The organism is Chryseobacterium sp. B21-037, from assembly GCF_028570785.1.
Taxonomy (GTDB): Bacteria; Bacteroidota; Bacteroidia; order Flavobacteriales; family Weeksellaceae; genus Chryseobacterium; species Chryseobacterium proteolyticum.
Window position 1 is genome coordinate 4,333,481 of the sequence record NZ_JALGCB010000001.1, and the last position, 25,459, is coordinate 4,358,939.

Annotated in this window: 21 protein-coding genes; 7 read left to right on the top strand and 14 right to left on the bottom strand. The window is 36.7% G+C overall.

Features of this window, described 5'->3' with window-relative positions:
* Positions 1-4 precede the first annotated feature (4 nt).
* On the top strand, positions 5-1,552 hold the full coding sequence (locus MTQ00_RS19370) for a serine hydrolase (protein ID WP_273650689.1): 1,548 nt from the start codon (positions 5-7) through the stop codon (positions 1,550-1,552).
* Positions 1,553-1,610: 58 nt separating this feature from the next.
* Here MTQ00_RS19370 and MTQ00_RS19375 read toward each other — a convergent pair whose 3' ends face one another.
* Both MTQ00_RS19375 and MTQ00_RS19380 read right to left on the bottom strand, forming a co-directional pair.
* Positions 1,611-2,660, bottom strand: a complete 1,050-nt coding sequence (locus tag MTQ00_RS19375) for a T9SS type A sorting domain-containing protein (protein WP_273650690.1) — start codon at positions 2,658-2,660, stop codon at positions 1,611-1,613.
* A 213-nt stretch (positions 2,661-2,873) separates the two neighbouring features.
* Complete coding sequence (locus MTQ00_RS19380; protein WP_273650691.1) at positions 2,874-3,350, bottom strand: SixA phosphatase family protein; 477 nt, start codon at positions 3,348-3,350, stop codon at positions 2,874-2,876.
* Between the two features lie 114 nt (positions 3,351-3,464).
* Here MTQ00_RS19380 and ruvX point away from each other — a divergent pair, with 114 nt between their 5' ends.
* The 5 genes from ruvX to MTQ00_RS19405 all read left to right on the top strand — a co-directional run bounded on the left by ruvX (position 3,465) and on the right by MTQ00_RS19405 (position 6,991).
* On the top strand, positions 3,465-3,881 hold the full coding sequence (gene ruvX, locus MTQ00_RS19385) for a Holliday junction resolvase RuvX (protein WP_172283638.1): 417 nt from the start codon (positions 3,465-3,467) through the stop codon (positions 3,879-3,881).
* Positions 3,878-4,450: a peptide deformylase gene (gene def / locus MTQ00_RS19390; RefSeq protein ID WP_172283640.1), complete on the top strand. Its 573-nt coding sequence runs from the start codon at positions 3,878-3,880 to the stop codon at positions 4,448-4,450. The genes ruvX and def overlap by 4 nt, the downstream gene beginning before the upstream one ends.
* A gap of 80 nt (positions 4,451-4,530) precedes the next feature.
* Positions 4,531-5,091, top strand: coding sequence for a DUF5606 family protein (locus MTQ00_RS19395; protein ID WP_172283642.1), 561 nt, complete (start codon positions 4,531-4,533; stop codon positions 5,089-5,091).
* Between the two features lie 245 nt (positions 5,092-5,336).
* Positions 5,337-6,110, top strand: coding sequence for a nucleoside triphosphate pyrophosphohydrolase (mazG, locus tag MTQ00_RS19400; RefSeq protein ID WP_273650692.1), 774 nt, complete (start codon positions 5,337-5,339; stop codon positions 6,108-6,110).
* Complete coding sequence (locus MTQ00_RS19405; RefSeq protein WP_273650693.1) at positions 6,110-6,991, top strand: SdiA-regulated domain-containing protein; 882 nt, start codon at positions 6,110-6,112, stop codon at positions 6,989-6,991. Before mazG ends, MTQ00_RS19405 begins: the two co-directional genes overlap by 1 nt.
* 187 nt (positions 6,992-7,178) lie before the next feature.
* Here MTQ00_RS19405 and MTQ00_RS19410 read toward each other — a convergent pair whose 3' ends face one another.
* Positions 7,179-10,895, bottom strand: a complete 3,717-nt coding sequence (locus MTQ00_RS19410; protein ID WP_273650694.1) for a metallophosphoesterase — start codon at positions 10,893-10,895, stop codon at positions 7,179-7,181.
* A 26-nt stretch (positions 10,896-10,921) separates the two neighbouring features.
* On the opposite strand from MTQ00_RS19410, the gene MTQ00_RS19415 reads away from it, so the two are divergent.
* A complete protein-coding gene (locus MTQ00_RS19415) occupies positions 10,922-12,100 on the top strand; it encodes a Pycsar system effector family protein (protein ID WP_172283648.1) in 1,179 nt (392 codons plus the stop codon).
* A gap of 106 nt (positions 12,101-12,206) precedes the next feature.
* On the opposite strand, the gene MTQ00_RS19420 is transcribed toward MTQ00_RS19415, so the two are convergent.
* From MTQ00_RS19420 to nuoF, 11 genes are all read right to left on the bottom strand, one after another.
* Entirely contained in the window at positions 12,207-14,507 is a 2,301-nt protein-coding gene (locus tag MTQ00_RS19420; protein WP_172283650.1) for a GAF domain-containing protein, read from the bottom strand.
* 74 nt (positions 14,508-14,581) lie between these two features.
* Positions 14,582-15,961 (bottom strand): NADH-quinone oxidoreductase subunit N, encoded by a 1,380-nt coding sequence (locus tag MTQ00_RS19425; protein ID WP_172283652.1) that lies wholly within the window; start codon positions 15,959-15,961, stop codon positions 14,582-14,584.
* 121 nt (positions 15,962-16,082) lie between these two features.
* Positions 16,083-17,576, bottom strand: coding sequence for a complex I subunit 4 family protein (locus tag MTQ00_RS19430; RefSeq protein WP_172283654.1), 1,494 nt, complete (start codon positions 17,574-17,576; stop codon positions 16,083-16,085).
* Between the two features lie 2 nt (positions 17,577-17,578).
* On the bottom strand, positions 17,579-19,492 hold the full coding sequence (gene nuoL, locus MTQ00_RS19435) for an NADH-quinone oxidoreductase subunit L (RefSeq protein ID WP_273650695.1): 1,914 nt from the start codon (positions 19,490-19,492) through the stop codon (positions 17,579-17,581).
* A 3-nt stretch (positions 19,493-19,495) separates the two neighbouring features.
* Positions 19,496-19,825, bottom strand: coding sequence for an NADH-quinone oxidoreductase subunit NuoK (gene nuoK / locus MTQ00_RS19440; protein ID WP_172283658.1), 330 nt, complete (start codon positions 19,823-19,825; stop codon positions 19,496-19,498).
* 4 nt (positions 19,826-19,829) lie between these two features.
* Entirely contained in the window at positions 19,830-20,327 is a 498-nt protein-coding gene (locus MTQ00_RS19445) for an NADH-quinone oxidoreductase subunit J family protein (RefSeq protein ID WP_172283660.1), read from the bottom strand.
* Entirely contained in the window at positions 20,327-20,884 is a 558-nt protein-coding gene (locus MTQ00_RS19450; protein WP_172283662.1) for a NuoI/complex I 23 kDa subunit family protein, read from the bottom strand. The genes MTQ00_RS19445 and MTQ00_RS19450 overlap by 1 nt, the downstream gene beginning before the upstream one ends.
* Before the next feature lie 138 nt (positions 20,885-21,022).
* Positions 21,023-22,084 carry an NADH-quinone oxidoreductase subunit NuoH gene (gene nuoH, locus MTQ00_RS19455; RefSeq protein ID WP_172283664.1) on the bottom strand — a complete coding sequence of 354 codons (1,062 nt, stop codon included), beginning with the start codon at positions 22,082-22,084 and terminating at the stop codon, positions 21,023-21,025.
* Between the two features lie 93 nt (positions 22,085-22,177).
* A complete protein-coding gene (locus tag MTQ00_RS19460) occupies positions 22,178-23,176 on the bottom strand; it encodes a 2Fe-2S iron-sulfur cluster-binding protein (protein WP_172283666.1) in 999 nt (332 codons plus the stop codon).
* A 41-nt stretch (positions 23,177-23,217) separates the two neighbouring features.
* Positions 23,218-24,099: a hypothetical protein gene (locus tag MTQ00_RS19465; protein WP_172283668.1), complete on the bottom strand. Its 882-nt coding sequence runs from the start codon at positions 24,097-24,099 to the stop codon at positions 23,218-23,220.
* Positions 24,100-25,458 carry an NADH-quinone oxidoreductase subunit NuoF gene (gene nuoF / locus MTQ00_RS19470; protein WP_172283670.1) on the bottom strand — a complete coding sequence of 453 codons (1,359 nt, stop codon included), beginning with the start codon at positions 25,456-25,458 and terminating at the stop codon, positions 24,100-24,102.
* Between the last annotated feature and the right edge of the window lies 1 nt (position 25,459).

The following is a 25,459-nucleotide window of genomic DNA, read 5'->3' on the forward strand; positions in this document are numbered from 1 at the left end:
AATAATGAAACAGAAAATTTCCTTTTTCATTTTTCTTTTGACAGTCGGCTTGATGAATGCACAGGTTGAAGAAAAAAAACTGGATGAGCTCATTCAAAATACCTTAAAAACCTTTGATGTTCCGGGAATGTCCGTTGGAGTGATTAAAGATGGACAATTGATCTATTCGAAAGGATTCGGAGTTCGTTCTTTGGCTTCAAAACAACCCATGGACGAAAATACCCTTGTAGGTATTGCTTCAAATTCTAAGGGATTTACCTGTACGGCACTGGCAATTCTGGCAGACGAAGGAAAACTGAAATGGGATGATAAGGTTTCAAAATACCTTCCTGAATTCCAGATGTATGATCCGTACGTTTCTCAAAATGTAACCATCAAGGATCTGGTAACTCACAGGGCAGGATTGGGATTAGGGCAGGGAGATCTGATGTTTTTTCCGGAAGGAGGAAGTCTTACGGTAAATGATATCGTCCATAATGTAAGATATCTGAAACCTGAAAATCCTTTCAGAACAACGTTAGATTATAATAATATCATGTTCATTGTTGCAGGGGAGGTTATTCACAGGATTTCCTGCTTAAGCTGGGCAGATTTTATTGAGCAAAGAATTATGAAACCTGTCGGTATGAACTCCAGTTTTGGAAGCTATAACAGGGCAAAAGGGGTAACCAATAAAATTGATGCCCATGCTCCGGTAGATGGAAAAGCAATTGCTGTTCCCCACGACTGGAATGAAACAGGAAATGCAGCCGGAGGGATTATGAGTAATATCAAAGATATGACGACCTGGGCCCAGTTCTTATTAAATAATTTCACAACGAAAGAAGGAAAAAAACTGGTTTCTGACAAACAGGTACAACAGTTATGGAGTCTGCAGATACCTAGCGGAGTAGCTCCTAAAAATCCTTATGATACAAGTTTTTACGGATATGGAATGGGATGGTTCCTGAGTGATGTTAAAGGACATAAACAAATTCAGCATACAGGGGGGCTGATCGGCACCGTAACCCAGTTTACATTGATTCCGGATATGAAATTAGGGATTGTCGTTTTAACCAATCAGCAGTCCGGAGCAGCTTTTAATACCGTGACCAATACTTTAAAGGATTCTTATCTGGGAATTGCAGACCGGAATTGGCTCAAAACATACGGAGACAGAATGGCTAAAATGAATGCTGAATACGATAAACAAAAGAAGGAAGCTTTTGAAAAATCTGAAACATTTAAAAAGAATAAAAACCTACACCCAAAAGCAGAACAGTTTGTTGGGAAATATAATGATATCTGGTTTGGGGATGTAGAAATTACCCATCAGGGAAATGCTTACAGAATCACATGTGAAAATTCTCCGAGATTAAAGGGAGAATTGCTTCCTTATTCCAACAATTCTTTCATTATCAAATGGGATGATAGAAGTTATGATGCAGATGCTTATATTATCTTTAATTATGATGAAAGCGGGAAGGCTGAATCAGCAAGGCTAAAAGCTATTTCTGATGTGACGGACTTCAGTTTTGATTTTGATGATCTGGATTTAAAAAGAATTCTGTAATATAAATACAATAATAATCCGGGCTCTAATATTTGTTAGAGCCCGGATTATTAATAAACTATTCTTTAATGAATTTTTTAATCAGATCTCCGGTCTGAATGATATAGGCTCCCTCTATGAGTTGACTTATATCGATATTGTTTCTTTCGAATTTTCCGGACAATATAAGTTTCCCTACCATGTCATATATTTTATATTCTTTTGATGGAGGGTTCATAACTGTTATGAAATCCTTAGCAGGATTGGGATAAATCTGTGTTTTATTTTTGTACTGTTGTTCAGAAACAGACAAAGCACCCAGATCAGCTTTTAATAATGAGCCTCCGAAGAAATCCGTAATAAAAATTGTGTTATTTTTTACGGCTAATCCTGATGGGTAGCTGAATTCACTGGAGACAATACCATCGGAAACTATTGGATTAGCCAGGGTGAAATTTAATTGGGAAATTTTAGAGGCTCCTGCTTCAGAAATATATAATTGATTTCCATGAGAGGTTAAACCGGAGGGATAACTTAATCCCTGAGCTATTGTTATTGGGGAAGTAGAACTATTGAGTTTAAATTTTGAAACTCTTCCTTCAAACCGTTCAGTGTAGAAAATTTCATCTCCGATTATTTCCAATTCAAATGGAGATGCTGCGGATGTAATATCCACTAATTGTGGGATCGGTTGGCTTACATCTATTTTGGCAATCTTATTATCTCCCTCAAGAGCCATATACAGGTCATTTCCAATGAATTCAAGCCCTAGAGGACTGTTTACATTCGTCAGGATAACTTCAGGCGCCGGATTGGAAATACTGAGATTGATCCTTGAAATTTTATTTCCCCCAAATTCAGAGATATATAGATATTTATCTTTTAATGCCAGACCATAAGGTCTGTTTACTCCTGTAACCACATCCACTGGCGCGGCGCCAGGATTATCGAGGTTTATCTTTACCACTTTATCCAAAGCATAAATGCCGATATACATTTCATTGTCTTCAATGATCATGGGGTTGGGTGTATTCAGATTGGTAATAAATGGACTGGCCGAAACCTGTGCGTAAATTGTGTTCCCTGTAAGCAACAGGATCAACAGTAAGAAATAAAATTGTTTTTGCATTATTATTTTTATTTAGAATAAATATTAATAAAACAAAAATATTTTATTCTGAATACAATGACAAAAAGGGCAACATGATATTTGCCCATATATTAGAAACTGTTATGTATAAAAGCGGAACTGGAGATATGATCTTTATAAAAATTTTCTCATGCATTATGCATAAAAAAGGAGATTGTAAAAAAAATAAAACAATAAATTTTTAAAATAATTTTAGATTTTTCCAGGTTCGTAAAAAAATAAAAGCTTTTTCGTTGCTCCATCAAATTCCGACCATGAATCACAGTTTATTTCAAAACCGGCAACTCCGCAGGTAGGAAAATGAAAAATATCCTCTGATATAGAGTTGGCAAAATTGGAAATTCCGTTGTTGTGTGAAAAAAATGCTACCGAATTATGATGGTCATCCAGGTTGTAAATTACAGATTCAAAATTCCTTTCTGAAGGGTTGTATAGCTTTTCATCAGTCATATAATTCAACTGGTATGTCTGATTGAAAATCTTACAGGTATTCAATGCACGAACCGCTGGGCTCGACACTAAATAATCTATAGAAATGCTATTGTTTTTTAAGAATCTGGACATGTTCATTGCGTCCTCCAAACCCTTGTCTGCCAAAGGTCTGTCAAAATCTTCAGTTTCTTCCGGCCAGTCGCTCTTTGCATGTCTCACAAGAATGAGTTTCTTCATAATTTCGTTTTTTGGAAGATTAAAATTATAAAAAAAAATATGGAATGAAACATGATTTATAAAAAAAACTACGTTGTGAATAAAATCATTAAAATTTACTAAATTTGCAAACCTATGGGACAAATCCTTGCAATAGACTATGGAAAGGCCCGTTGTGGCATTGCAACAACGGATGACATGCAGATTATAGCGAGCAGCCTTGATACTGTAGAAACAAAACATATACTGCCTTTTCTGAAAAAATATTTCAGCGAAAATAAGGTAGATGATGTGGTAATAGGACTTCCGATAGATTTAAAAGGAAACGTATCCGAGGTGGAAACAGATATTTTACAATTCATTGATGAATTTAAAAAAGAATTTCCAACTATTTCCGTTTACCGTTTTGATGAAAGGTTTACTTCCAAAATGGCATCATTTTTTATTTCCCAGAGTGGGAAAAGTAAAAAAAAGAGAGAGGAAAAGGGTTTAATAGATAAAATAAGTGCAACCATCATATTGCAGAATTTTTTAGAACAAAGAACAAGATGATTCTACCAATAAGAGCCTTTGGGGATCCTATTTTAAGAAAAGTAGGCAAAGATATAGACAAAAATTATCCCGATTTACAAGAACTGATTGATAATATGTTCGAAACTATGAATAGTGCGAACGGAATTGGCCTTGCAGCTCCGCAGATTGGCCTTGATATTCGTTTATTCGTAATAGATGTAACTCCTTTGGCTGATGATGAGGATTATGAAGATATCAAAGAAGAATTGAAAAGCTTCAAAAAAGTTTTCATCAATGCTAAAATTCTGGAAGAATCCGGGGAAGAGTGGAAGTTTAACGAAGGCTGCCTTTCGATTCCGGATGTGAGAGAAGATGTAAAAAGAAAGAGCACAATCCTGATCGAATATTATGACGAAAATTTTGTGAAGCATACAGAAACTTTTTCCGATATTAGAGCCCGCGTAATTCAACATGAATATGATCATATTGAAGGGACATTATTTACCGATCACCTTAGTGCCTTAAAGAAAAAGCTGGTAAAAGGTAAATTAACAAAAATATCTCAGGGGGATGTAAGCATCAACTACAAAATGAGATTTCCGAAGTAACAGGTGTATTTAATTATAAACAAAAAATAATAGACAGTAAAAGGTTTCTACTGATTACTAAAAATTAAAAAAATAAAATTATGTTGTTAGAAAAAATAATTTCAATCTCTGGAAAGCCAGGACTTTTTAAATTAGTTTCTCAATTAAGAAACGGATTTATTATTGAAGATGTATCTACAAAGAAGAAAGTAAGTATAGGAAACTCAAGCCAGGTGAGCTTGTTGGATAACATTGCTATGTTTACATTTGATAAGGAGGTTCCTTTGTTTGAGGTTTTTGAAAATATTGCTAAAAACCAGGATTACAAAGAAACAATTTCTCATAAATCTTCTGACGCTGAGTTGAAAGAATTTATGGCAGCTTCTCTTCCTAATTATGATACGGAGAGAGTATATGCTTCTGACATCAAAAAACTAGCACAGTGGTATAATATCCTTCACAAGGCAGGATATATTACACCTGAAAGCTTTGTTAAAGCTGAGCCTGAAACTTTAGACCCGGCACAGGATGAAGTTGCTGTTACTGAGAAAGCAGCTCCTAAAAAAGCAGCTCCAAAAGCAGAAAAACCTGCTACTCCAAAAGCAAAAGCTTCAACAGGAGCAAAAGCTGCTACTAAAAGTACACACAGAAAAATGGGATAATCCCTTTGCCCTGATTTAAAATAAAGCCTTGTTGAGAATTTTCTTAACAAGGCTTTTTTAATAAAAAAAGTACCGGATAAAATTTTTAAAGCCAAAAAAAATCTATTCAAAGGCTTCTCCTTAATTTTGCATCTAGCATCTAGCATCTAGCATCTAGCATCTAACATCTAACTTTCCCCACGAAGTTTTGTACCCAAGTTAAAATAACCCTTACATTTGTATAAGATTGAATTCCCAATTGACCTATGAATACCAGACAAGAAAAATTAGACGCTTTCGGAAGATTATTGGATATTATGGACGACCTTCGTGAAAAGTGCCCGTGGGATCAGAAGCAGACCTTACAATCTCTGCGTCATCTTACACTTGAAGAAACCTATGAACTCTCTGATGCTATCTTACAGGAAGATCTGCATGAGATCAAAAAAGAATTGGGAGATGTATTGCTTCACTTGGTTTTCTATGCTAAAATAGGTTCTGAAAAAGAAAGTTTTGATATTGCAGATGTCATCAATTCCCTTAATGAAAAGCTTATTTTCCGTCATCCCCATATTTATGGAGATACAGAGGTGAAAGATGAAGAAGAAGTAAAGCAGAATTGGGAAAAACTAAAACTGAAAGAAGGGAATAAATCCATTTTAGGAGGGGTACCCAAAAGTCTTCCAAGTATGGTAAAAGCTTACCGGGTTCAGGATAAAGTGAAAGGAATTGGATTTGAATTTCATGATGCGGAGGATGCATGGAAGAAAGTAGATGAGGAACTTGAAGAATTTCATGCTGAAACGGATCTTGAGAAAAAAGAGCAGGAACTGGGAGATGTATTTTTCTCCCTGATTAATTATGCACGGATCACCGGAATTAATCCTGATTCTGCCCTGGAGAAAACTAATTTAAAATTTATCTCAAGATTTCAGAAGATGGAAGAGATGGCGTCGGAAAGAAATCTGAATTTAGGAGAAATGTCCCTGGAAGAGATGGATTTGCTTTGGGATGAAGTTAAAATATTAAATAAAAATTAATGAAAATGTATATCTTTTGTATGGTAACCTCTCTTTTATTAATGGGATGTAATCCTAAAAATTCAGAACAAACTAAAGAAGATACTTTAAAAGTAGAGTTTTCATTACCTAAAAAATTAAAAGAAGTTTCCGGTATTACCTTGTCTCCGGATAAAAAGACAATATGGGCTATAGAAGACCAGGGAAATAAAAACCGGGTGTACGGACTGGACAGAAAGGGAGCATTTGTTTCGGATGTGCTGGTGGAGAATGCTGAAAATAATGATTGGGAAGAAATTACCAGCGACCGTGACGGAAATATCTATATTGGTGATTTCGGGAATAATGATAATGACAGACGCAATCTTTCTATTTTGAAAATTGATTTAAAAGATGCCTCTCAGACAACGACAAAAGTTACCCAGAAGACCAGCTTTCATTATGAAGGACAAACAGAGTTTCCGCCTAAAAAGTCAAATCTTTTATATGATTGTGAAGCTTTTGTTGAAATGAACGGGAATTTTTATCTTTTTACTAAAAACAGAAGCAAAGGTTTTGACGGGAGTTTTCTGATTTTCCGTGTACCGAATAAAGCAGGTGATTTTGAAGCAAAGCTAATGGGTAAATTCAAGCTGGATGGAAAGTATGCCGATGCAGCTATCACAGCAGCGTCAATCAATAGTAAAGGGGATCAGATTGTATTGCTGAATCATAAAAATGTGCGTATCGTTACAGGCTTTACTCCTGATGACTTTTCGAAAATTAAAGTTCAAAAAATTTCATTACACCATAATTCGCAGAAAGAAGCGGTTACTTTTGTGGATGATAAAAATCTTTTAATTGCTGATGAAAAGGATAAGAAGGATGGAGGTAATGTTTATCTTTTTACATTAAAACCTTAGAGATAATTTTCAGTTAAGCGGACGTGTGAATCAGCACTTCCTTTTAAATTGATCTTTCAAATATATAATATAAAAAAGTCGCGCAGAAATTTCTGTGCGACTTTTATTATTTTAATAAGGTATTCTAAAGCTCTCTTTTGTTTTGAAAAATGTAAAATTTTTAACAATAAAAATGGATAGTGCCGTTTTAGAAATTCATTCCTACGCCTGCAGAAATTCTTCCCCCGTCAGATCCATAGAAATAGTTTAATCTTGCGGAAAACATTTCGACAAGGCTTAACCATAAACCAACTCCTGCAGCCTGATGCCATTTTCTGGAATTCTCGTTATCATTCCAAACCCGTCCCAGATCATATCCAACCAATATACCCAGATTAGCCGGAATAATATTATTTTTGATCCTTCCAAAGTCCCAACGGATCTCGGAGTTGTTAGTGAAGTACGATTTTCCGGAAAACCGGTCATTTCTGAATGCCCTTAAGCCATTATTACCTCCGATACTTGCCGCCTGATAAAACTCAAAATTATTGTTGTTGATCCACATTACATTATTGGAATTCGAAAAAACAAAATTTGCTTTTTTATCAATTCTGTGGTGAATATTTAATGATCCGTTTACAAATAAAAAGTTTCTGTCGAAGTCCGAGAGATTGGTTTTCCAGTTCACGCTCGCGACAAATTCCAGACCTAAGGTAGGAAAAGCATTATTATCAAGGTTTTTGAAACTAAAGGTATAATTGGCTCCTCCGAATTGCTGACTTTTGAAAACACCAGGATTTACATCAGGAGATTGATCCACAAAGCGGTCACCCTTTCTCTGTACCTTATTGTCTTCAAAGGTAAGCTGAAACTGATGGCTTAAATTAAGCCAGCTCTTCTTTGAAATGGAAGGGGCAAAATTAAATTTTGAGATCCTGGCCCTGTTGTACTTTGCTTTAGTATCCTCACGGTCATATTCACTTTCATTGGATAATCCAAAGAAGTTTTCGGAAAAACGCGGAGTAGTATAGGCTGCATCAAGATTGAAATCCCATCCTGAAATTGCTTTCTTAAAGATACCTTTGTAAGCAAGGCTGAAACCTGCCGTATTGGTGTAAAAATTGGCTTTTAAACTATGTTTCTGTGTAAATGGATCACGAACGAAGTTGTTTACTGTATAATTGGCTAAAACACCGATAATCAATCCGTCATCCGGGTTGTAATCTGCATTGGGATAGCCGGCAAAGAAGTTATACTTCGGATGCTTGTAATTATAGGTGTTGACATCATAATCATCAGAAATATGTTTGGCCGCTGAACCTGCGTTATAGGTATTCTTTTGGGATTTAAAATCATAGATGCTGATCTTTTTTCCGTTGGCAACATTATATACATCATGATTATCTCCTCCCACCAATCTGATATTCATTTTAGGTTTGCCGTTTCCTGACACGTCGTAAACATCATCATCTTCAAGACCGTAGATCCAAAGCTCTTTGGTTTTATTGTCGTAATATGTTTTTTCAAATACCAATTCAGGGTTTTCACCTTTATCGTCAAGTTTATACTGTTTAACATCAACGGAATTTGCATTTTTAACGATTACAAATTTATCCTGGTTTACAGTTCCTGCTAACGGAACTTTTTCCTGTAAAACATCATAATACTGGACAGCATAGTCCTGTAGTTTTTCTTTTCTTAATTTTAATTTTCTCTGAATATCCTCACTGGTTTCATCTCTAACCTCTTTCGGCAAATGATCGAATGCTTCATTGATATCAGCATCAGTAAGGTGCTCCTGAATATATTTTGCCTGTGCAACCCATTCTTCCTGTGTTGAACCTTTTAAGAAAACAAGATCAATAGGATAAGGTTCTGTAGCCAGGAGTTTTACACTTTGAATGTCTTCCTTGAACGTTTTCATATGGCGGATAGCCGGAACGTTCATGATCAGTTTAAATGCAGCACCGTCATACTTGCTGAAAGCCTGGTCACGGTCTCTTGGAATCGGCTTATAGATGATTTTATCACCGTCTTTATATTCTGCCCATTTCCATTGATCGGAGTGTCTGTCCCAATCTCCTAAAAGCATATCAAAAATTCTGGCTCTGATGTACGATTCTTTGTCGACAGAGTATTTATAACTTTTGGATAGGTTTTTCAAGACATCGTCGGTTGAAAGAATATCTCTTGCATTGTCCAGGGATTCAAGCGTTTTAGGATCTGAAGAAAAGCGTTCTTCGATCATGTACATTTCGTCACCGTAATGTTCATTGTAATCTCCAAGGGCCTGTTGTTTTGGAATATAGAATAATCTTGGATTACTGTGCGTAATATTTACTTTTTCCGCCAGATTTCCAACAATAAATGGAGTGAACGGATGACTGGTTGTATAGAAGTCAAGCAGGAATTTGTCCGGAAAAGTGTCATACAGTTCCTCTCCGAAGGTACTTTTTTTAAAGGCCATGTTATTCAGAAAACGTACGGCACTTTTTTTAATGCCTCTCATGACGAATTCCTGACCATCTTTAGCTTTTAGTCTCAGGCTGTTGGACTGGTTTCCACCTCCTTCTCTGAAAGGGATATATCCACCGTCTAATTCTGAAATATTGGCAGTTTTAGCTTCAATAGGAATTCCGTAATATTTTCTGTAATGGTCACCCCACAACCATCTGTAGAACTTCCTTTTTTCTGTTAAGTTTGCCGGATACACCGTTGAGGTGATGGTAGCCGGAAAGGAATTAGGGTAGTTGTTGACAAAGGTTTCAGGTTCGGATATTACGTCGATATGGGCCAATGTTTTAACCTTGCTATTTTTAGTGGAAAAGTACTCAACATCGCAGCTTTGATCTTTGCGGATGTTTAAAACAGCAAAACCACTTCCTCCATAGGAAAAATCGGTCTGTTCAGCGATGGTTGCAGGATCTACTTTGGAGCCTCCGCCGCTGATGATCTGTTTGATATTCCTGTCGGTGTGGTATTGAAGGTTATGGTCATGTCCCGAAACAAAGATTACATTTTCTTTATCCTGGACGATACTCTTTAACCTGTTGGCAAGGTCGGCATAATGCTGGTTGTTGATATCCTCCATGCTGGCACCGGAGGTATTTCTGAGAATATTAATAATTGTTGCAATTCCGGGAGCCGGAATATTTCCTTTAAATGGAAAAAGGTGAGACCTAGCAGAATTATATCCCGCATGAGTTCCACTGCTGATAACAGGGTGGTGTAAAGCGACAATAATCCTTTTCCCCTGATTTTTAGTAATCAGATCCTGGAATTCATAAAAAAGATCGTCCCGGGTTTTGATATTGCAGTTTTTATTCATTCCCGGATATTTGTCCCAGTTGGCTATAACCCACTCACTATCGATAACGATTAACTTGATATCACTGGTCAGGCTTATATCATCAATAGGACAAGCATTTTTAGGTAAAAAAGCCTTTTTATCATTCAGATAATCCTTCACAAAATCTTCCTGTGCTTTTAATCCGTCTAAACCATGATACCAATCGTGATTTCCGGGAATGACGAGGGTTCTTCCCTTGAAATTTTTTGTAATGGAAAGCTGATTTTCCATTTTTTCTTTGGCCAGAGGATACTCTTTATCTTTCTTTTTAGGCATTCCTGAAGGATAGATGTTATCACCCAAAAAGATCAGCATCGAATTTTTGTCGGCTGAGTCCAGTTTACCCTTAAGAATATCCAGCGTTTGCTTCGCCTGTGGCTCATCTGCGTTGCCCGCATCCCCAACCAGGAAAATTTTAAAGTCGTTTTCAGAATTTATAGCAGAATTTTTAATTTCCTGTAAGTTTTTTCCCTTTTTTACGTTATAGGTAGCACAAGAATATAAGAGTCCTGATACCAATAAGAACCTAAATGGGACTGAAATTATTTTTAGATGAGTTTTAAAGGATAAATTCATAAATTTACATTAACAAAAATTCAGTAATGGATATTTTACAAAAAGCTAAAAATTATGTTGAAAACTTATTCAAAGATAAGTTATCTTCTGTATATTTCTATCATAATTTTATTCATACCACATATACGGTTAACAAGGCCGAAGAAATAATGAAAAATACTCCTGTCTCCAAAGAAGACCAGGAGAAAGTGATATTAGCTCTGTGGTTTCATGATGCAGGATATATTGAATGTGCTCAGGATCATGAAGAGAAGGGAGTAGAGATTATGAAAAATTTTCTCATCAATGAAAATTATCCTGAAGATTATATCGAAGACGTTTCTAAATTGATTTTGGCGACAAAGATCAACTATGAACCACAGAATTTACTGGAGAAAATAGCAAAAGATGCCGATTGCAGCCATTTTGCAAGCCATGATTATAATGATATTTCAGATTCTTTAAGGAAAGAGTGGGAGCTTACCAATGTAAGATGCTTTTCTAATGATGAATGGAATGCCGGAAACCTTGAGCTTCTGAAAAACAAGCATAAATATTATACCGATTATGCCAAAGAAAATTGGGAGCCTTTAAAGAAAAAGAATATTAAGAAGATTGAGAAGAAGTTGGAAAAGGAAGAGGAGAAGAAGGAAAATTCCGATGCTAAAGACAATAAAAAAGAACCTAAAGAACCGAAATCCGACAGAAGTGTGGATACTCTGTTCAGGGTTACTTTAAATAACCATACCCGCCTTAGTGATATTGCAGACAGCAAGGCCAACATATTACTTTCTGTAAATGCGATTATTATCTCGGTTTGTCTGTCAGTTCTGGTACCAAAGCTGGATGCACCTAAAAACGCCCACCTGATTGTACCTAGTTTTCTGTTGCTTATTTCAAGTGTGATGACCATTATTTTTGCCATCTTATCCACAAAGCCGAATGTGACAAAAACGAAATTTACGAACACAGATGTTAGCAATAGAAAAGTAAACCTCCTGTTTTTTGGAAACTTTCATCAGATGATCTTTGATGATTACCACAATGCAATGAAGGATCTGATCAAGGACAGGGATTATATCTATGATTCGATGGTAAAAGACCTGTATTACCTGGGAAAGGTCCTGGATAGAAAATATAAACTTTTATCGATTACGTATCAGATTTTCATGGCAGGAATTATAATTTCCGTACTTTCTTTTGCCTATGCATTCCTTACACTTTAATCGTGTTCGGGATGATAGGATAATTCTATAGGGAAATAGGATTATTCCCACTATATTTTACAAGTGAACTAAAGGGAAGCCTGATGTTTTTTTGTGAAGAAAATCTTTAAGCAATCGAAACCCTTAGAGCTAATAATCCTGTTATCCCCTGGAGGTCTTCAACCTTTAAAAACTCAACATCAGACTGAAGGATTTCTTTTTTCTGAAGCTTACTGATGTATTGCAGGTATTCTTTCTGGTTTTCCATTCCAAAGTAAACAATAGTTATTTTTCCCGGACAGGTAATTCTTTCGGTTGAATTTTTTATGTGGGCCTTATCTATTCTTTTTTTGATAATTTCATAATACGAATTGTAAGCACCATCTACATCGAAACGCTTTTCATCCATACGGAAGCGGATATCTATTTTTTCATTATAAACGAAAATAAGTGAAGCGATATCCAACGGAATGGGAAGCTCTTCCTTAAAGGTTTTAATTTCCTGTTCCATTTTACAGATCGTTTTCAGCTGCCAGTATCTTAACTGATGAACCACCTTGGATGTGTAATGAAGATCCGGAGTGATACTTGGTCCGATGAATAAATTATGCTCTACACCATCTGATTTAAACCTTTCGTAGTAATGAGGAAATATGGCTTGTGCTTTGATCTGATTCTCATCAAGTATATCGGCAAGTTTCCTGTTGATCAGAGTAATTGAATCATCAAGGCTTTTTCTGCTGTTGTAAAATAGATCGGTTTGAGTGAAGACCTGGGAAAAATACTCTGAAATCATTGTTTTTACCTCCTTAGTGGACCTTACCTCTAATTTTGCCTGAAGATACGGATGGATTTCATCCCTTAATAACCTTTGGAAGCGCTGTTCCGTATCGGCCTTGATCTCATTATTCAGTTCATTTTCAAAAATTTCCAAAGCCAGTAAATATTTCTCGGAATCTGAATTGACCAGAGTGAAAATATCATGAAGACAATCAATCTGCCTGTTAAGATCTTCCAACATAAGATTGAATCGTTTTTCGGAGGAAGAACGGATATCAGAGAACCCAAATAACGGCGTAAGATTTTTGAAAGAAATCTGCTTTAAGGTATAGATCTTCTTGGCTAACGAAGCATTAAAATACTTTTCTGCCTCATTTCTGAACTTCCAGACCACACTGTTGTGGATGGACGTGTATTCCCGTTGAATGATTGCCTCAATCTGATAATTCTTTTCAAAACTGAATCTGTTCAGCGAAAAAAGAATCATATCACTGAAAAACTCCAGCTTTTTCAATTTTAAGCCATTCAGACTATTGGGAATAGGAGAGGTAAACTCCATAATGGCGAGTAATTCCCCATCTTTCATGATTGGAATTACCATGAAACTGTTGATGTTGTTTTCCTTTAAAATGCTAAAGGAAGGTTGATCTTTTATTTCCTGCTCCATATTATTGACATTGGATATGACAATAGCCCTGGAGTTGTTATTTAAATTTTCAAAGGTGCTTTTCCGGGTCTCTTCATCAAAGGTATTGATCCAGAAATCAAGGATATGATTCGTAAAAAGATTTTCGTAAATCGGAACCTTTTCCAGCCTCTGGTCTTTTTTGTTGAAAAGCATCAGCCCGAAGTTCAATTCCGCGACATCAAAATAAGACTTAAATATCTCGATCAGGTTGTTATCCGGAGTAAGGTTTTCAGGATCAATCTGGATCATACTTGATTTAAGATCGGAAAGTGCAACTTCAGATGTACAGTCGACCAGAGAAACAATGGTAAAACCTTTTAAGACCCATGATTTCGATGGGAAGTGTTTTTTCCACAGCTTGTAATCATCCAGGTTTTCAAGAAGCATGTCGATAACATCATCCGCCGGTATTTTAGCCTTTTCCGTAGGATAAATATCTGTGAAATCTGAATTTACTGTGATTTTATAATGCTTCATGATTCCCTGCTTATTGGGAATATCATAATACAATGGCATTGTACTTTTCACATCTCTCTTGAAATAACTTTGGAGGATAAGACAGCAGCAGAATACATAGAACTCATCATCACTGATATTCCTAAGCTCAATTTCAAAATCCTTACCGGCATCTTTTAAAATATTCTTGAATCGTTCGGTATAATTGAATGTCGTTTTTGAAAGAGGAATACTGGCGGCTTTTATCTCATTATTGGTTAAACCCGTTGGAAACAAGTCAGCCAATAGAAGCCTGATGAGGTCCTCGTGTTTTTCCAATAACGAAACATCCTGGAAACCGTCTTTGAGCTCCTTGATTTTTTTTGTTTTCTCGATAAGGGATTCCGCATAATTCACCCGGTATTCTAATCGGTCATTGTACCGGATATGCTCAAGAACATCCAAATATTTTTTGAATGAAATGGATACTTGAAAAGGGGCGTCTTTTTTGTAAAGATGTAACAATGCTGAAAATTATAAAGTAAAGTTATAAAAAAAGCACAACTTTATGTTGTGCTTTTATATTTTTATGATTTTGATTACAGTCCAAATTGTTTTGCGAACAGGTCAGGGAATACTCCTAAAATGATGATAGAAGCTATAATTACCACCGCTACAATATTGTACGTAATTGTTACTTTTTCTGAAGTTTTGAATGTTGTTTCTTTAAAGAAAAACATGGCTATGATTAATCTCAGGTAATAAGCAATTGAAACTGCAGAACCTAAAACGGCAACCAGCACTAAAAAGGCAGCTCCGTTCATTGCCTGGGAAAATAATGCAAATTTACCCATAAAACCGGCTGTTAAAGGAACCCCAGCCATTGAAAGCATGGAGATTGCAGCTACGGTAGCCAAAAGAGGCTCTGATTTTGCCAATCCTTTAAATGCTCCAAAAGAAGTTTCTCTTTTCAATTTTTCTACCCATATCAGACACATAAATACTCCTACAGTAGATAATGAGTAAGCAAAAAGATAGAAAGCCAGATTATAAGTAGAAAGATTCGTCATTCCAAAGAATACCAATCCGATATATCCTGCATGAGAAACAGAAGAATAAGCCAGCATTCTTTTCGCATTGGTCTGTGCAAGCCCCATAACATTGGCCAGAAGCAAGGTTATGATAATGAATACTCCAAGTATATTAATCCATTCGTGGGTTACTCCTGCAAAACTTATATTCATTAATCTGAAGAATGCGAAAAATCCTGAAATTTTTACAACACTTGCCATGAAAGCTGTGATCAATGATGGAGAACCATAATATACATCAGGACTCCACATATGGAACGGTGCTAATGCTACTTTAAATGCCAATGCACAAAGCATCAGGATCACCCCTAAGATGAACATTACATCTTTTGGGTGAGCAGCTCCGAAATCATGGATTTTATAGATATCAAAAGTTCCTGTACTTCCATAGATGAACGTAATACCGAATAAAAGGAATCCGGTGGCAAACGCTCCCATCAGGAAGTATTTTATAGAGGCTTCGTTTGATCTTAAATCAGTTTTATTAGCTCCGGCCATCACATACAATGGGATGGAAAGGATTTCAATACCTAAGAACAGGGTTACCAGATTCTGATATCCGAAAAGAGTAATACCTCCGCACAAAGCGAATAGCATCAATGCATACAATTCGGACTGATGGCTTCTGTGGTTACTGAATGCGAAACCACCCAGAAAGAACAATAGTAAAGTAGTTACAATTGAGATTTTTGTAAATAAGGCAGTATTAGAGCCATATTCATACATATGTCTGTAATGTTCGAAAAATGAACATTCAGGCAGGAAGCTAACATATAATGCAATGATTAACCCCAAAATCCCAATGTACCTTGCGAATTTTCCTTGTTCAAAAACGCCTGAAAATAACGCAGCAACTGCAGTTAGGAAAACAATAATTAAAACACTCATAATATAGATTTGAGATTCGAGATTCGAGATTCAAGATAAAAACACTGACTTCTCAATTTCATACTCTCTTAATTTTTTAAATTATTAAATTAATCTTTAAATTTTTGAATCTTTCAATCTTTTAATTAATCAAAGATGCATAGATAAACTTCAGCGAACTACTCACCATTTCGATTACCGGTTGAGGGAAAATACCAAGTAAGATCACAAAAACCGCTAAACTGGCCAAAACAGAAAACTCCACTCCTGAAAGATCTTTCGCCGTACTCAATACGGCTTCATCTCCTTTTCCGAACATTGCCTTTCCGTAGAATCTCAATAGATAAACGGCAGAAAGAATCACAGTTAAACCTGCAATAATAGCAGCTAATACATTAAAATCAAAGATTGATTTAATCAAAATGAATTCCCCGATAAAACCATTAGTCAACGGAACGCCCATTGAACCTAAAAGGATCAGTAAAAACAATACGGCAAATTTAGGAGCTACTTTCGCTAAACCACCCATTTGTCTGATGTCTCTTGATTTAAATCTTTTATATAAAATGTCTGCACAATAGAATAAACCTACGACATTAATACCGTGAGCAAAAGTTTGTACCAAAGCACCTTCAGCACCTTCAGTAGTAAATGTTCCTCTTAGTGTAACAACAGCAGATGCAAAAATACCTGCTACCATCAATCCAACGTGAGAGAAAGATGAATAGGCAATGATCCTCTTCATATCATTCTGGATAATTGCGATCAATGCTCCATGAAGGATTCCTACTATCGCAAGGATAATAACGATCTGCCCTGAAATTCCCATAATAGGAATAGGAGTGATCGGTAATAAATAACGGATAACACCATACACAGCCATTTTAAGCATGATCCCTGATAATAACATCGATCCCTGAGTAGGTGAGTAGGTATAGGTATCAGGCTGCCATGTGTGGAACGGGAAGATCGGTAATTTCACAGCAAATGCAAAGAATATAAACCAAAATACAACCGTCTGCTGAGTTTCATTAAGTGATGCATTGTATAGATCTGTTAAGGCAAATGATGCAGAGTGATTATACACATAAATCAATCCGGCAAGCATGAATAAAGATCCTACGAATGTATATACAAAGAACTTCGTGGTGAATTCAAATCTTTTATTTTCCTGGCCCCAAAGTCCGGCAATAAACCAGATTGGAATCAGTGTTACCTCCCAGAAAATGTAGAACAATAATCCATCCAGAGATGTGAAAACTCCTACAAGTCCAAACTGCATCAACAGGATAAGACCATAGAATGAGTTTCTGTAATTGATGTTCTCATTAAATGAAGATAAAATAATGATTGGCGAAAGGATATTGGTCAGCAATAAAAGCAGCATACTCATCCCGTCAATACCGAAATGAAGCGAGCTTTTAATAAATTGTGACCATGGATAATTGATCTCATGCTGCAATACACTATCTACGGTCGGAGTAAAATCGAAATCCGAAAGTATATAAAATGTAAGAAGCATTTGTACCAATGCAATTCCTAGTGCCAAATATTTGCTGGATTTATTTTTCCAGGCAAAAACAAGTCCCGACCCTACTAGAGGTAAAAGCAATAATGTTAATAATAAACAAGACATTATTATTGTAATATAAAGTTAACAATCAGTATAATTCCCACAGCTAAAGACATGATAAGAATGTATGTCTCAACATTTCCGTTTTGAATACGTTTCATAGATCTACCGCTGTCCTCAGCTCCTTCACCTACGAAGTCTACAAAACGATCTAGAACACCCTTATCAAACATTTTACCTCCACGTCCTAATCCTTCAACAGTTTTTACAATTAATGCATTGTAAAGTTCGTCAATATATAATTTTTTAGCAGACAGCTTTTCCCAGCCTGTATAGCTTTCTTCCGGAAGGGCTCTCTTTTGCTTATTCACATAAGTGTTTTTAACGATGAACCATACCGCGAAGAACATTACAACAGTGGCTGCTAATAATATCATTTCAGTATTAAAATCAACTCCTGAAAGCGTAGCTTCCATTTGTTTGAAACTTTCTTCAGTAAGAACCGGCTTCAGCCATTCCATTAATTTTGCATAATGACCGTGGCCGATAAAGTGAGGAAGATTAATAAAACCTCCGATAACAGAAAGAATAGCCAATACGATCAACGGTAACGTCATGTTCATCGGGCTTTCATGCAAGTGGTGTTTCTGTTCCTCAGTTCCTCTGAACTCTCCGTGAAATGTAAGGTAATACAGTCTGAACATATACGTTGCCGTAATAGCTGCCAGAATGAATAACATTACCCAGTAGATTGGATTTTTTGCAAATGCAGCTACCAGAATTTCATCCTTGGAAATCATCCCTGAAAGTAAAGGGAAACCAGAGATTGCCAGTGTTCCGATAAGGAAAGTAGCATGGGTAATCGGAATTACTTTCTTAAGTCCGCCCATAAAACGCATGTCCTGCTCATTACTCATAGCGTGGATCACAGATCCTGCTCCTAAGAATAACAATGCTTTGAAGAATGCGTGTGTCATTACATGGAACATCGCTGTAGTATAAGCTCCTAATCCCAAAGCAATGAACATAAATCCAAGCTGCGATACAGTAGAATAGGCCAATACTTTTTTGATGTCGTTCTGACGAAGTGCATAGAAACCTGCTAAAGCTGCAGTTAAGAATCCGATCAACAGAATTCCGCCCTGAACAGTTGGAGCCAAAGTAAATAAGAAATTAGATCTTACTACCAGGTAAATCCCCGCAGTAACCATTGTTGCTGCGTGAATTAATGCAGAAACAGGAGTTGGTCCGGCCATTGCGTCCGGTAACCATGTATATAAAGGAACCTGCGCCGATTTACCGGTAGCACCGATAAATAAACTCGCCGTAATAAAGATAATTACAGTTCCGTCCAATTCAAATTTTGAAGCGTTTTGAGCTACTGAAAGATAATCAATAGCATTGGTCTGAGAAGCGATCATGAAAATACCGATCAATAAACCAAGGTCCCCAATTCTGTTCATGATAAACGCTTTTCTTGCTGCTTTACCATATTCTTCATTTGTGAACCAGAATCCGATCAATAGATAGGAACACAAACCTACACCTTCCCATCCGATAAACAGGATCAGGTAATTGCTTCCCATTACTAAAAGTAACATAGAGAAGATGAAAAGATTCAGATAAGTAAAGAACTTATAGAAACCTTTATCATGGCTCATATATCCGATAGAGTATAAGTGGATCAATGATCCGATACCTGTAATGATCATGATCATCATTAAAGATAACTGATCGATCTGGAAACCAAAGTTAATCTGAACTCCATTTACTCTGAACCATTCAAAAGCTTTTACGATAACCGGCTGGCTTTCAGAATTGAAATTCATGAAAATACTTACTGCGATACAGAAAGATCCGAAAACCGCTGCAGTTGCCAATCCCCCTACTACTATTTTTGGAAGATTTTTCCCGAATAAACCGTTAATAAGAAAGCCTAAAAGTGGTAAAAGTACTATTGCATACACTAAATTTTCCATTCTTTATCCTCTTAATTTATTAAATATACTAACATCTACAGAACGGGTATTTCTATATAGCATAGCAATAATTGCCAAACCTACTGCTACTTCAGCAGCAGCAACCACCATAATGAAGAAAACTAAAAGTTGTCCATCGCTGTTTCCTTTATACGCTGAAAAAGCAGCCAATAAAAGATTTGCAGAATTGAGCATAAGCTCTACACAACCCAAAATTACAATAGCGTTTTTTCTCAATAACACTCCCAATACTCCCAAACAGAACAATACTGATGAAAGAATAATGAAATAATTTAAAGGGACGCTTTGTATAAATGTATTTACTTCTCCCATAATTTTATAAATCTTTTTTACCGATTAATACCGCACCTACAATACCTGCCAAAATAAGGATGGAAGCAAGCTCAAACGGTAAAACATATTCATTAAACAAAAGTTTACCCAGATTTTTAGTAAGACCCACACCCCTGTCTACATTTTCCACTACAATATGGTTGTCCTGAACTCCTCTGAATACTCCTAAAATACCAATCAATAACAGACCGGCTGTAAAGACTCCAATAAATTTTAAAGTATTGTTCTTCTTACTTTCGTCTTCTTTATTAAGATTAAGCATCATCAGGATGTAAAGGAACAATACCATAATCGCTCCTGCATACACGATGATCTGAATAATGGCAAGGAACTGGGCATTCAAAAGAATGTACATCCCTGCAATGGAAAACATTGTAACAATTAATGATAAGATAGCATACAAAGGATTTTTTGCAAATACAAAGTATACTGCACCTGCCACTGCTAAAAAAGCCACCAAGAAAAATAAAAACTGATCCATTATTTTACCGCATTTTTTTGTTTCTCGGATTGTCTTGTCGTGATGTCAATCCTTTCGTTTATCTTTTCAACTAATTTATCTTTTCCATAGATAAAAGAACCTCTGTTGGTTTCCACATCTACCAATCTATCGGTTAAATAAATTGCTGATTTTGGACATGCTTCTTCACACATTCCGCAGAAAATACATCTCAGCATATTGATTTCATATACTGATGCATATTTTTCTTCTCTGTAAAGATGTTTTTCTTCCTTAGTTCTTTCAGCAGCAGTCATGGTAATTGCTTCTGCAGGACATGCCACCGCACAAAGTCCGCAAGCGGTACATCTTTCTCTGCCTTCCTCGTCTCTTTTCAGAACGTGCTGACCTCTCCAGATATCTGCTCTTGGTTTCTGTACTTCTGGATACGAGTATACTGCAGGAGCTCCTTTTACAACGGTTCTTACAGCATGCTTGAATGTAATCCCCATACCTTTGAAAATCGCCGGTAAGTAGATTTTCTCAGCAAGGGTCATTTCTTTATTAGAAACAACTTTTGATCTGTTAGTAAGTTTCATTTAATTATAGATTATAGATGGTAGACTAATTCTGTCTTTTATCTTAATTTTTAATATTTTATGTCTGAATAGAGCTGCTTAAGTAAAGATAAAATTTGATTTCACTTTCAAATCAGCTCATTTCAAATGTTCAATTTTTTAATGTCCGAATGCTAAAATCAAAGCTCCGGTAACAATCAGGTTCAAAACAGCCAATGGAATCAAAGTTTTCCATCCTAAGTGCATCAGCTGGTCATATCTGAATCTCGGTAGCGTCCATCTGATCCACATAAAGATCAGAATTCCGATAATGGTTTTAACTAAAAACGCTCCGATACTTAATATTCCTGCAATATTTTCTCCCCAGTTTTGTGTTACCCACTCAATTCCCGGATAGTTATAACCACCAAAGAAAAGAACAACCATAAATGCGTTGGAGATAAACATATTTACATATTCTCCGAACATGTATAAACCTAATTTCATGGAGGAATATTCCGTAGAATATCCTGTCACAAGTTCGGATTCACACTCCGGTAAATCGAAAGGGTGTCTGTTCGTTTCTGCTAATGCAGCAACAATAAAAATAAGGAAAGCCAACGGTTGATAGAAAATATTCCAGTTCATCCCGTCAATGTGGATAAGTCCCCACAGTTTTCCTGTTGTTTGAGCTTCAGTAATTACTTTTAAATCTAAACTTCCTGTCATCATGATGATAGAAAGCAGCGCCAATCCCATTGCCAATTCATAAGAGATCATCTGAGAAGAAGCACGGATAGCACCCAATAATGAATATTTATTATTAGAAGCCCAACCTCCGATCATGATCCCATAAACCCCAATGGAAGCCATTCCGATAATGAAAAGTACACCGACATCAATGTTAGCCACCTGAAGGTCGTAAGACATTCCTCCGATATTTAAACTTTTCCCCCAAGGAATAACAGCTCCTGTAATTAATGAAATAAACATCACCAAAGCAGGTCCCAATACGAAAAGGAATTTTTCTGCATTGGCAGGAGTAAAGTCTTCTTTAAAGAAAAACTTTCCACCATCAGCAAGAGGCTGCAGCAATCCGAAAGGTCCGGCTCTGTTAGGCCCGATTCTGTCCTGCATGATAGAAGCAACCTTTCTTTCTGCCCAGGTAGAGTAGGCCGCTATCGTTAGCGAAAGCAAGAAAAGCGCTAGTACAAGTATCAATTTAAATGTAATTAAATCCATTTTTATTATAGATGTTAGATATGAGATGTCAGATGCTAGATTTCAGATCTTTAATCTGATGTCTGTAGTCTGATATCTGAAATCTTATTAAAGTTATTTTTCGTCTTTTTCACTGATTTCTTTAGCCATAGGATTGTCTAAAACTCTTAGCTCATCCTTAGGTTTTTCATAATGGTTGAGTGAAATCACAGAATGTCTGTCGATATGTCTTGGACCTTCAATATTCCAGTCTTTCAATTCTTTTCTTTCAAAACGACATGTATCACAGATAAATTCTTCAACTTCTCCCCACTGGTCTTTTCTGGCTGTAACCCTTACCACTTCATCTCCTTTCAACCATACAACTGCTTTTCCAGAACACTTGTCACATTTACATGAAGCATTCATCGGGTTGGTAAACCAAACTCTGCTTGCAAAACGTGCGGTTCTGTCTGTAAGAGCTCCTACCGGACAAACGTCGATAACGTTCCCAATGAAATCATTATCCAAAGCTTTATTTAAATAAGTCGAGATTTCTGCGTGATCTCCTCTGAAAAGAATACCATGCTCTCTGGTTTCAGTAAGTTGATTCGCTGTAAGAACACATCTTGCACAAAGAATACAACGGTTCATATTCAGCTTGATATGTGGTCCCAGGTCATCCGCTTCGTAGGTGTTTCTTTCAAACTCCGTTCTGGTATTTTCCACACCATGTTCATATCCAAGATCCTGAAGATGACATTCTCCAGCCTGATCACAAATAGGGCAGTCCAGCGGGTGGTTAACCAATAAAAATTCAGTAACGGCTTTTCTACCTTCTTGAGCTTTATCAGAAGTAAGATTTTTCACTTCCATTCCGTCCATTACATTGGTTCTGCAGCTTGCCACCAGTTTTGGCATGGGACGAGGGTCCGCTTCAGATCCCTTAGAAACTTCTACTAAACAAGTTCTGCATCTTCCTCCACTGGTTTCCAACTTGCTGTAGTAGCACATTGCCGGAGGTACAGATTTTCCACCGATTTGTCTTGCTGCTTCCAGGATGGAAGTCCCAGGCAACACTTCAGTAGTCTGTCCGTCTATCGTTATTTTGAATTTTTTAACTTCTTCGCTCATATTATACGCTTTAAGCTTTCTGCAATAAGCAATAGGCTTTATTAATTATATTTTTTCGTATTAAATGTATATCCAATTCCGGCAAGGACTTGTCCAAAAACGAAATCTTGTCGTGCTTTATCTGGTTTATTATTCAACGTGGTTTTAATATCCCACATATTGATATATCCAAATTTTCCTTCCAGTCTTGCCATCCAGTGATTCCAGAACACAAGGTTTAAGCTGGTTCTTACATCAGTTCCCATACCGGCAACGTGAAAACGGTCACTCCTTTCATTCCCAAAAAGTCTTACGTTACTTTTGGGAAACATTACCCCAATTCCTGCTCCATAAGACCATACCAGGTCAATATTTTTCTTATTGATAAGGCTCTGGTATCTTTCAAGACCTAAGTTTTCATAGTTAAGTCCGTCCGTATGTTCGAAAGTAAGGAACTTTTCATCTGCCAGGTTTACCTGCCCGTTTTGAACCATACCTGCATATGTAGGATCTGAAATATGTCCCTTAAAATTAACGGTTTGGTTCTGATCCATAACATACTTCATATGATCAATCCCAAGAACAAGCGCTAAATTATCTTTTATGAAATAACCAGCTCTGAAGTTGTACTGAACCACTGTAAACCACGTAGGATCAAAATATACAATTCCAAATTTTGTAGGTCTGTCATGAGCGGATACATTATTCAGCTGAAAATTATAACCATTTCCTGAAAAATTGATATCAGAATTACTGAAAGCAGCTCTGTTCCAGCCAAAGAAAACAAACATCTGACCTTTTTTGGATAGAGGGTCTGGTTTTTGTTTTTTTGGAGTTGCACCTGTAAATGTTTCCAGATTTCTTTCCACACTTAAAGTATCTTTTTCTTTTTGTCCGAAAACAAAACTCGACATCATTACGCCGATCACAAACAACTTCTTCATTTATACATTTTTTTCAACAGCCGGAATAGGATCAGCATAATTAGCCAGACCATAATTTTGAGTTAAACATAACTCTGGATTTTTGATATGCCATTCAAATTCATCTCTGAAATGGCGTATCGCTGCTGCAACCGGCCAGGCTGCGGCATCACCTAAAGGACAAATGGTATTTCCTTCGATTTTTCTCTGGATATCCCAAAGCAAATCGATGTCTTCCATCTTTCCTTGTCCGTTTTCAATCTTTTTCAATATCTTATACATCCATCCTGTCCCTTCACGACAAGGTGTACACTGTCCACAACTTTCGTGATTGTAGAATCTCGCTAAAGTCATGGTATGTTCCACGATGCACTGATCTTCATCTAAAACAATGAAACCTCCTGAACCCATCATGGTTCCGGTAGCAAATCCTCCATCTGCTAAGGATTCATAGTTCATATATCTTGGTTCTCCGTTTACTGTTCTCAACAATAGGTTGGCTGGAACAATAGGAACCGAACTACCACCAGGAATACATGCTTTTAACCTTTTTCCGTTTGGAATACCTCCACAATATTCATCAGAATAAATGAATTCTTCCACAGTGATCGTCATATCAATTTCATAAACTCCCGGTTTATTGATATTTCCACATGCAGAAATTAATTTCGTACCTGTAGATCTTCCCACTCCGATTTTTGCAAATTCAGCACCGGTAATATTAATGATCGGTACCACAGCTGCAATTGATTCCACGTTGTTAACAACCGTAGGTCTTTCCCAAAGTCCTTTTACAGCCGGGAATGGTGGTTTCAATCTCGGGTTACCTCTTTTTCCTTCCAGCGATTCAAGCAATGCTGTTTCTTCACCACAGATATAAGCTCCACCACCTCTCTGAACATAGATTTCAAGATCGAAACCTGTTCCCAAAATGTTTTTACCTAAAAATCCTGCTGCTTTAGCCTCTTCAATAGCTTCTTCCAAAATATCCGGGATCCATGAATACTCTCCACGGATGTAGATATAAGAAACATTTGAGCCTAAACAGAACGAGGAGATAAGCATTCCCTCAATCAATAAATGAGGAATAAATTCCATCAGATATCTGTCTTTAAAAGTTCCCGGTTCAGACTCATCTGCATTCACTACAAGGTGTCTTGGAACTCCTTCAGGCTTTGCCAGAAAGCTCCATTTCATCCCCGTAGGGAATCCTGCACCACCACGACCACGAAGTCCTGAAGTTTTTACTTCTTCCAAAATTTCATCGGGTGTCATCTTCAAGGCTTTTTCAGCAGCTTCGTAACCTCCCTGTTTGCGGTATGTTTCGAAATAGCGAATACCTTCTATATGTGCATCTTTAAGTAAAAGTTTTTTACTCATC

Bases quoted from the DNA above. Each gene is read 5' to 3' on its own strand.
- mazG (WP_273650692.1), top strand. From the start codon at position 5,337: ATGAATACCAGACAAGAAAAATTAGACGCTTTCGGAAGATTATTGGAT.
- MTQ00_RS19395 (WP_172283642.1), top strand. From the start codon at position 4,531: ATGTTGTTAGAAAAAATAATTTCAATCTCTGGAAAGCCAGGACTTTTT.
- ruvX (WP_172283638.1), top strand. From the start codon at position 3,465: ATGGGACAAATCCTTGCAATAGACTATGGAAAGGCCCGTTGTGGCATT.
- nuoK (WP_172283658.1), bottom strand. From the start codon at position 19,825: ATGGGAGAAGTAAATACATTTATACAAAGCGTCCCTTTAAATTATTTC.
- MTQ00_RS19425 (WP_172283652.1), bottom strand. From the start codon at position 15,961: ATGAGTGTTTTAATTATTGTTTTCCTAACTGCAGTTGCTGCGTTATTT.
- MTQ00_RS19370 (WP_273650689.1), top strand. From the start codon at position 5: ATGAAACAGAAAATTTCCTTTTTCATTTTTCTTTTGACAGTCGGCTTG.
- def (WP_172283640.1), top strand. From the start codon at position 3,878: ATGATTCTACCAATAAGAGCCTTTGGGGATCCTATTTTAAGAAAAGTA.
- nuoH (WP_172283664.1), bottom strand. From the start codon at position 22,084: ATGGATTTAATTACATTTAAATTGATACTTGTACTAGCGCTTTTCTTG.
- MTQ00_RS19415 (WP_172283648.1), top strand. From the start codon at position 10,922: ATGGATATTTTACAAAAAGCTAAAAATTATGTTGAAAACTTATTCAAA.
- MTQ00_RS19445 (WP_172283660.1), bottom strand. From the start codon at position 20,327: ATGGATCAGTTTTTATTTTTCTTGGTGGCTTTTTTAGCAGTGGCAGGT.
- MTQ00_RS19465 (WP_172283668.1), bottom strand. From the start codon at position 24,099: ATGAAGAAGTTGTTTGTGATCGGCGTAATGATGTCGAGTTTTGTTTTC.
- MTQ00_RS19410 (WP_273650694.1), bottom strand. From the start codon at position 10,895: ATGAATTTATCCTTTAAAACTCATCTAAAAATAATTTCAGTCCCATTT.
- MTQ00_RS19375 (WP_273650690.1), bottom strand. From the start codon at position 2,660: ATGCAAAAACAATTTTATTTCTTACTGTTGATCCTGTTGCTTACAGGG.
- MTQ00_RS19405 (WP_273650693.1), top strand. From the start codon at position 6,110: ATGAAAATGTATATCTTTTGTATGGTAACCTCTCTTTTATTAATGGGA.
- nuoF (WP_172283670.1), bottom strand. From the start codon at position 25,458: ATGAGTAAAAAACTTTTACTTAAAGATGCACATATAGAAGGTATTCGC.
- MTQ00_RS19430 (WP_172283654.1), bottom strand. From the start codon at position 17,576: ATGTCTTGTTTATTATTAACATTATTGCTTTTACCTCTAGTAGGGTCG.
- nuoL (WP_273650695.1), bottom strand. From the start codon at position 19,492: ATGGAAAATTTAGTGTATGCAATAGTACTTTTACCACTTTTAGGCTTT.
- MTQ00_RS19460 (WP_172283666.1), bottom strand. From the start codon at position 23,176: ATGAGCGAAGAAGTTAAAAAATTCAAAATAACGATAGACGGACAGACT.
- MTQ00_RS19380 (WP_273650691.1), bottom strand. From the start codon at position 3,350: ATGAAGAAACTCATTCTTGTGAGACATGCAAAGAGCGACTGGCCGGAA.
- MTQ00_RS19450 (WP_172283662.1), bottom strand. From the start codon at position 20,884: ATGAAACTTACTAACAGATCAAAAGTTGTTTCTAATAAAGAAATGACC.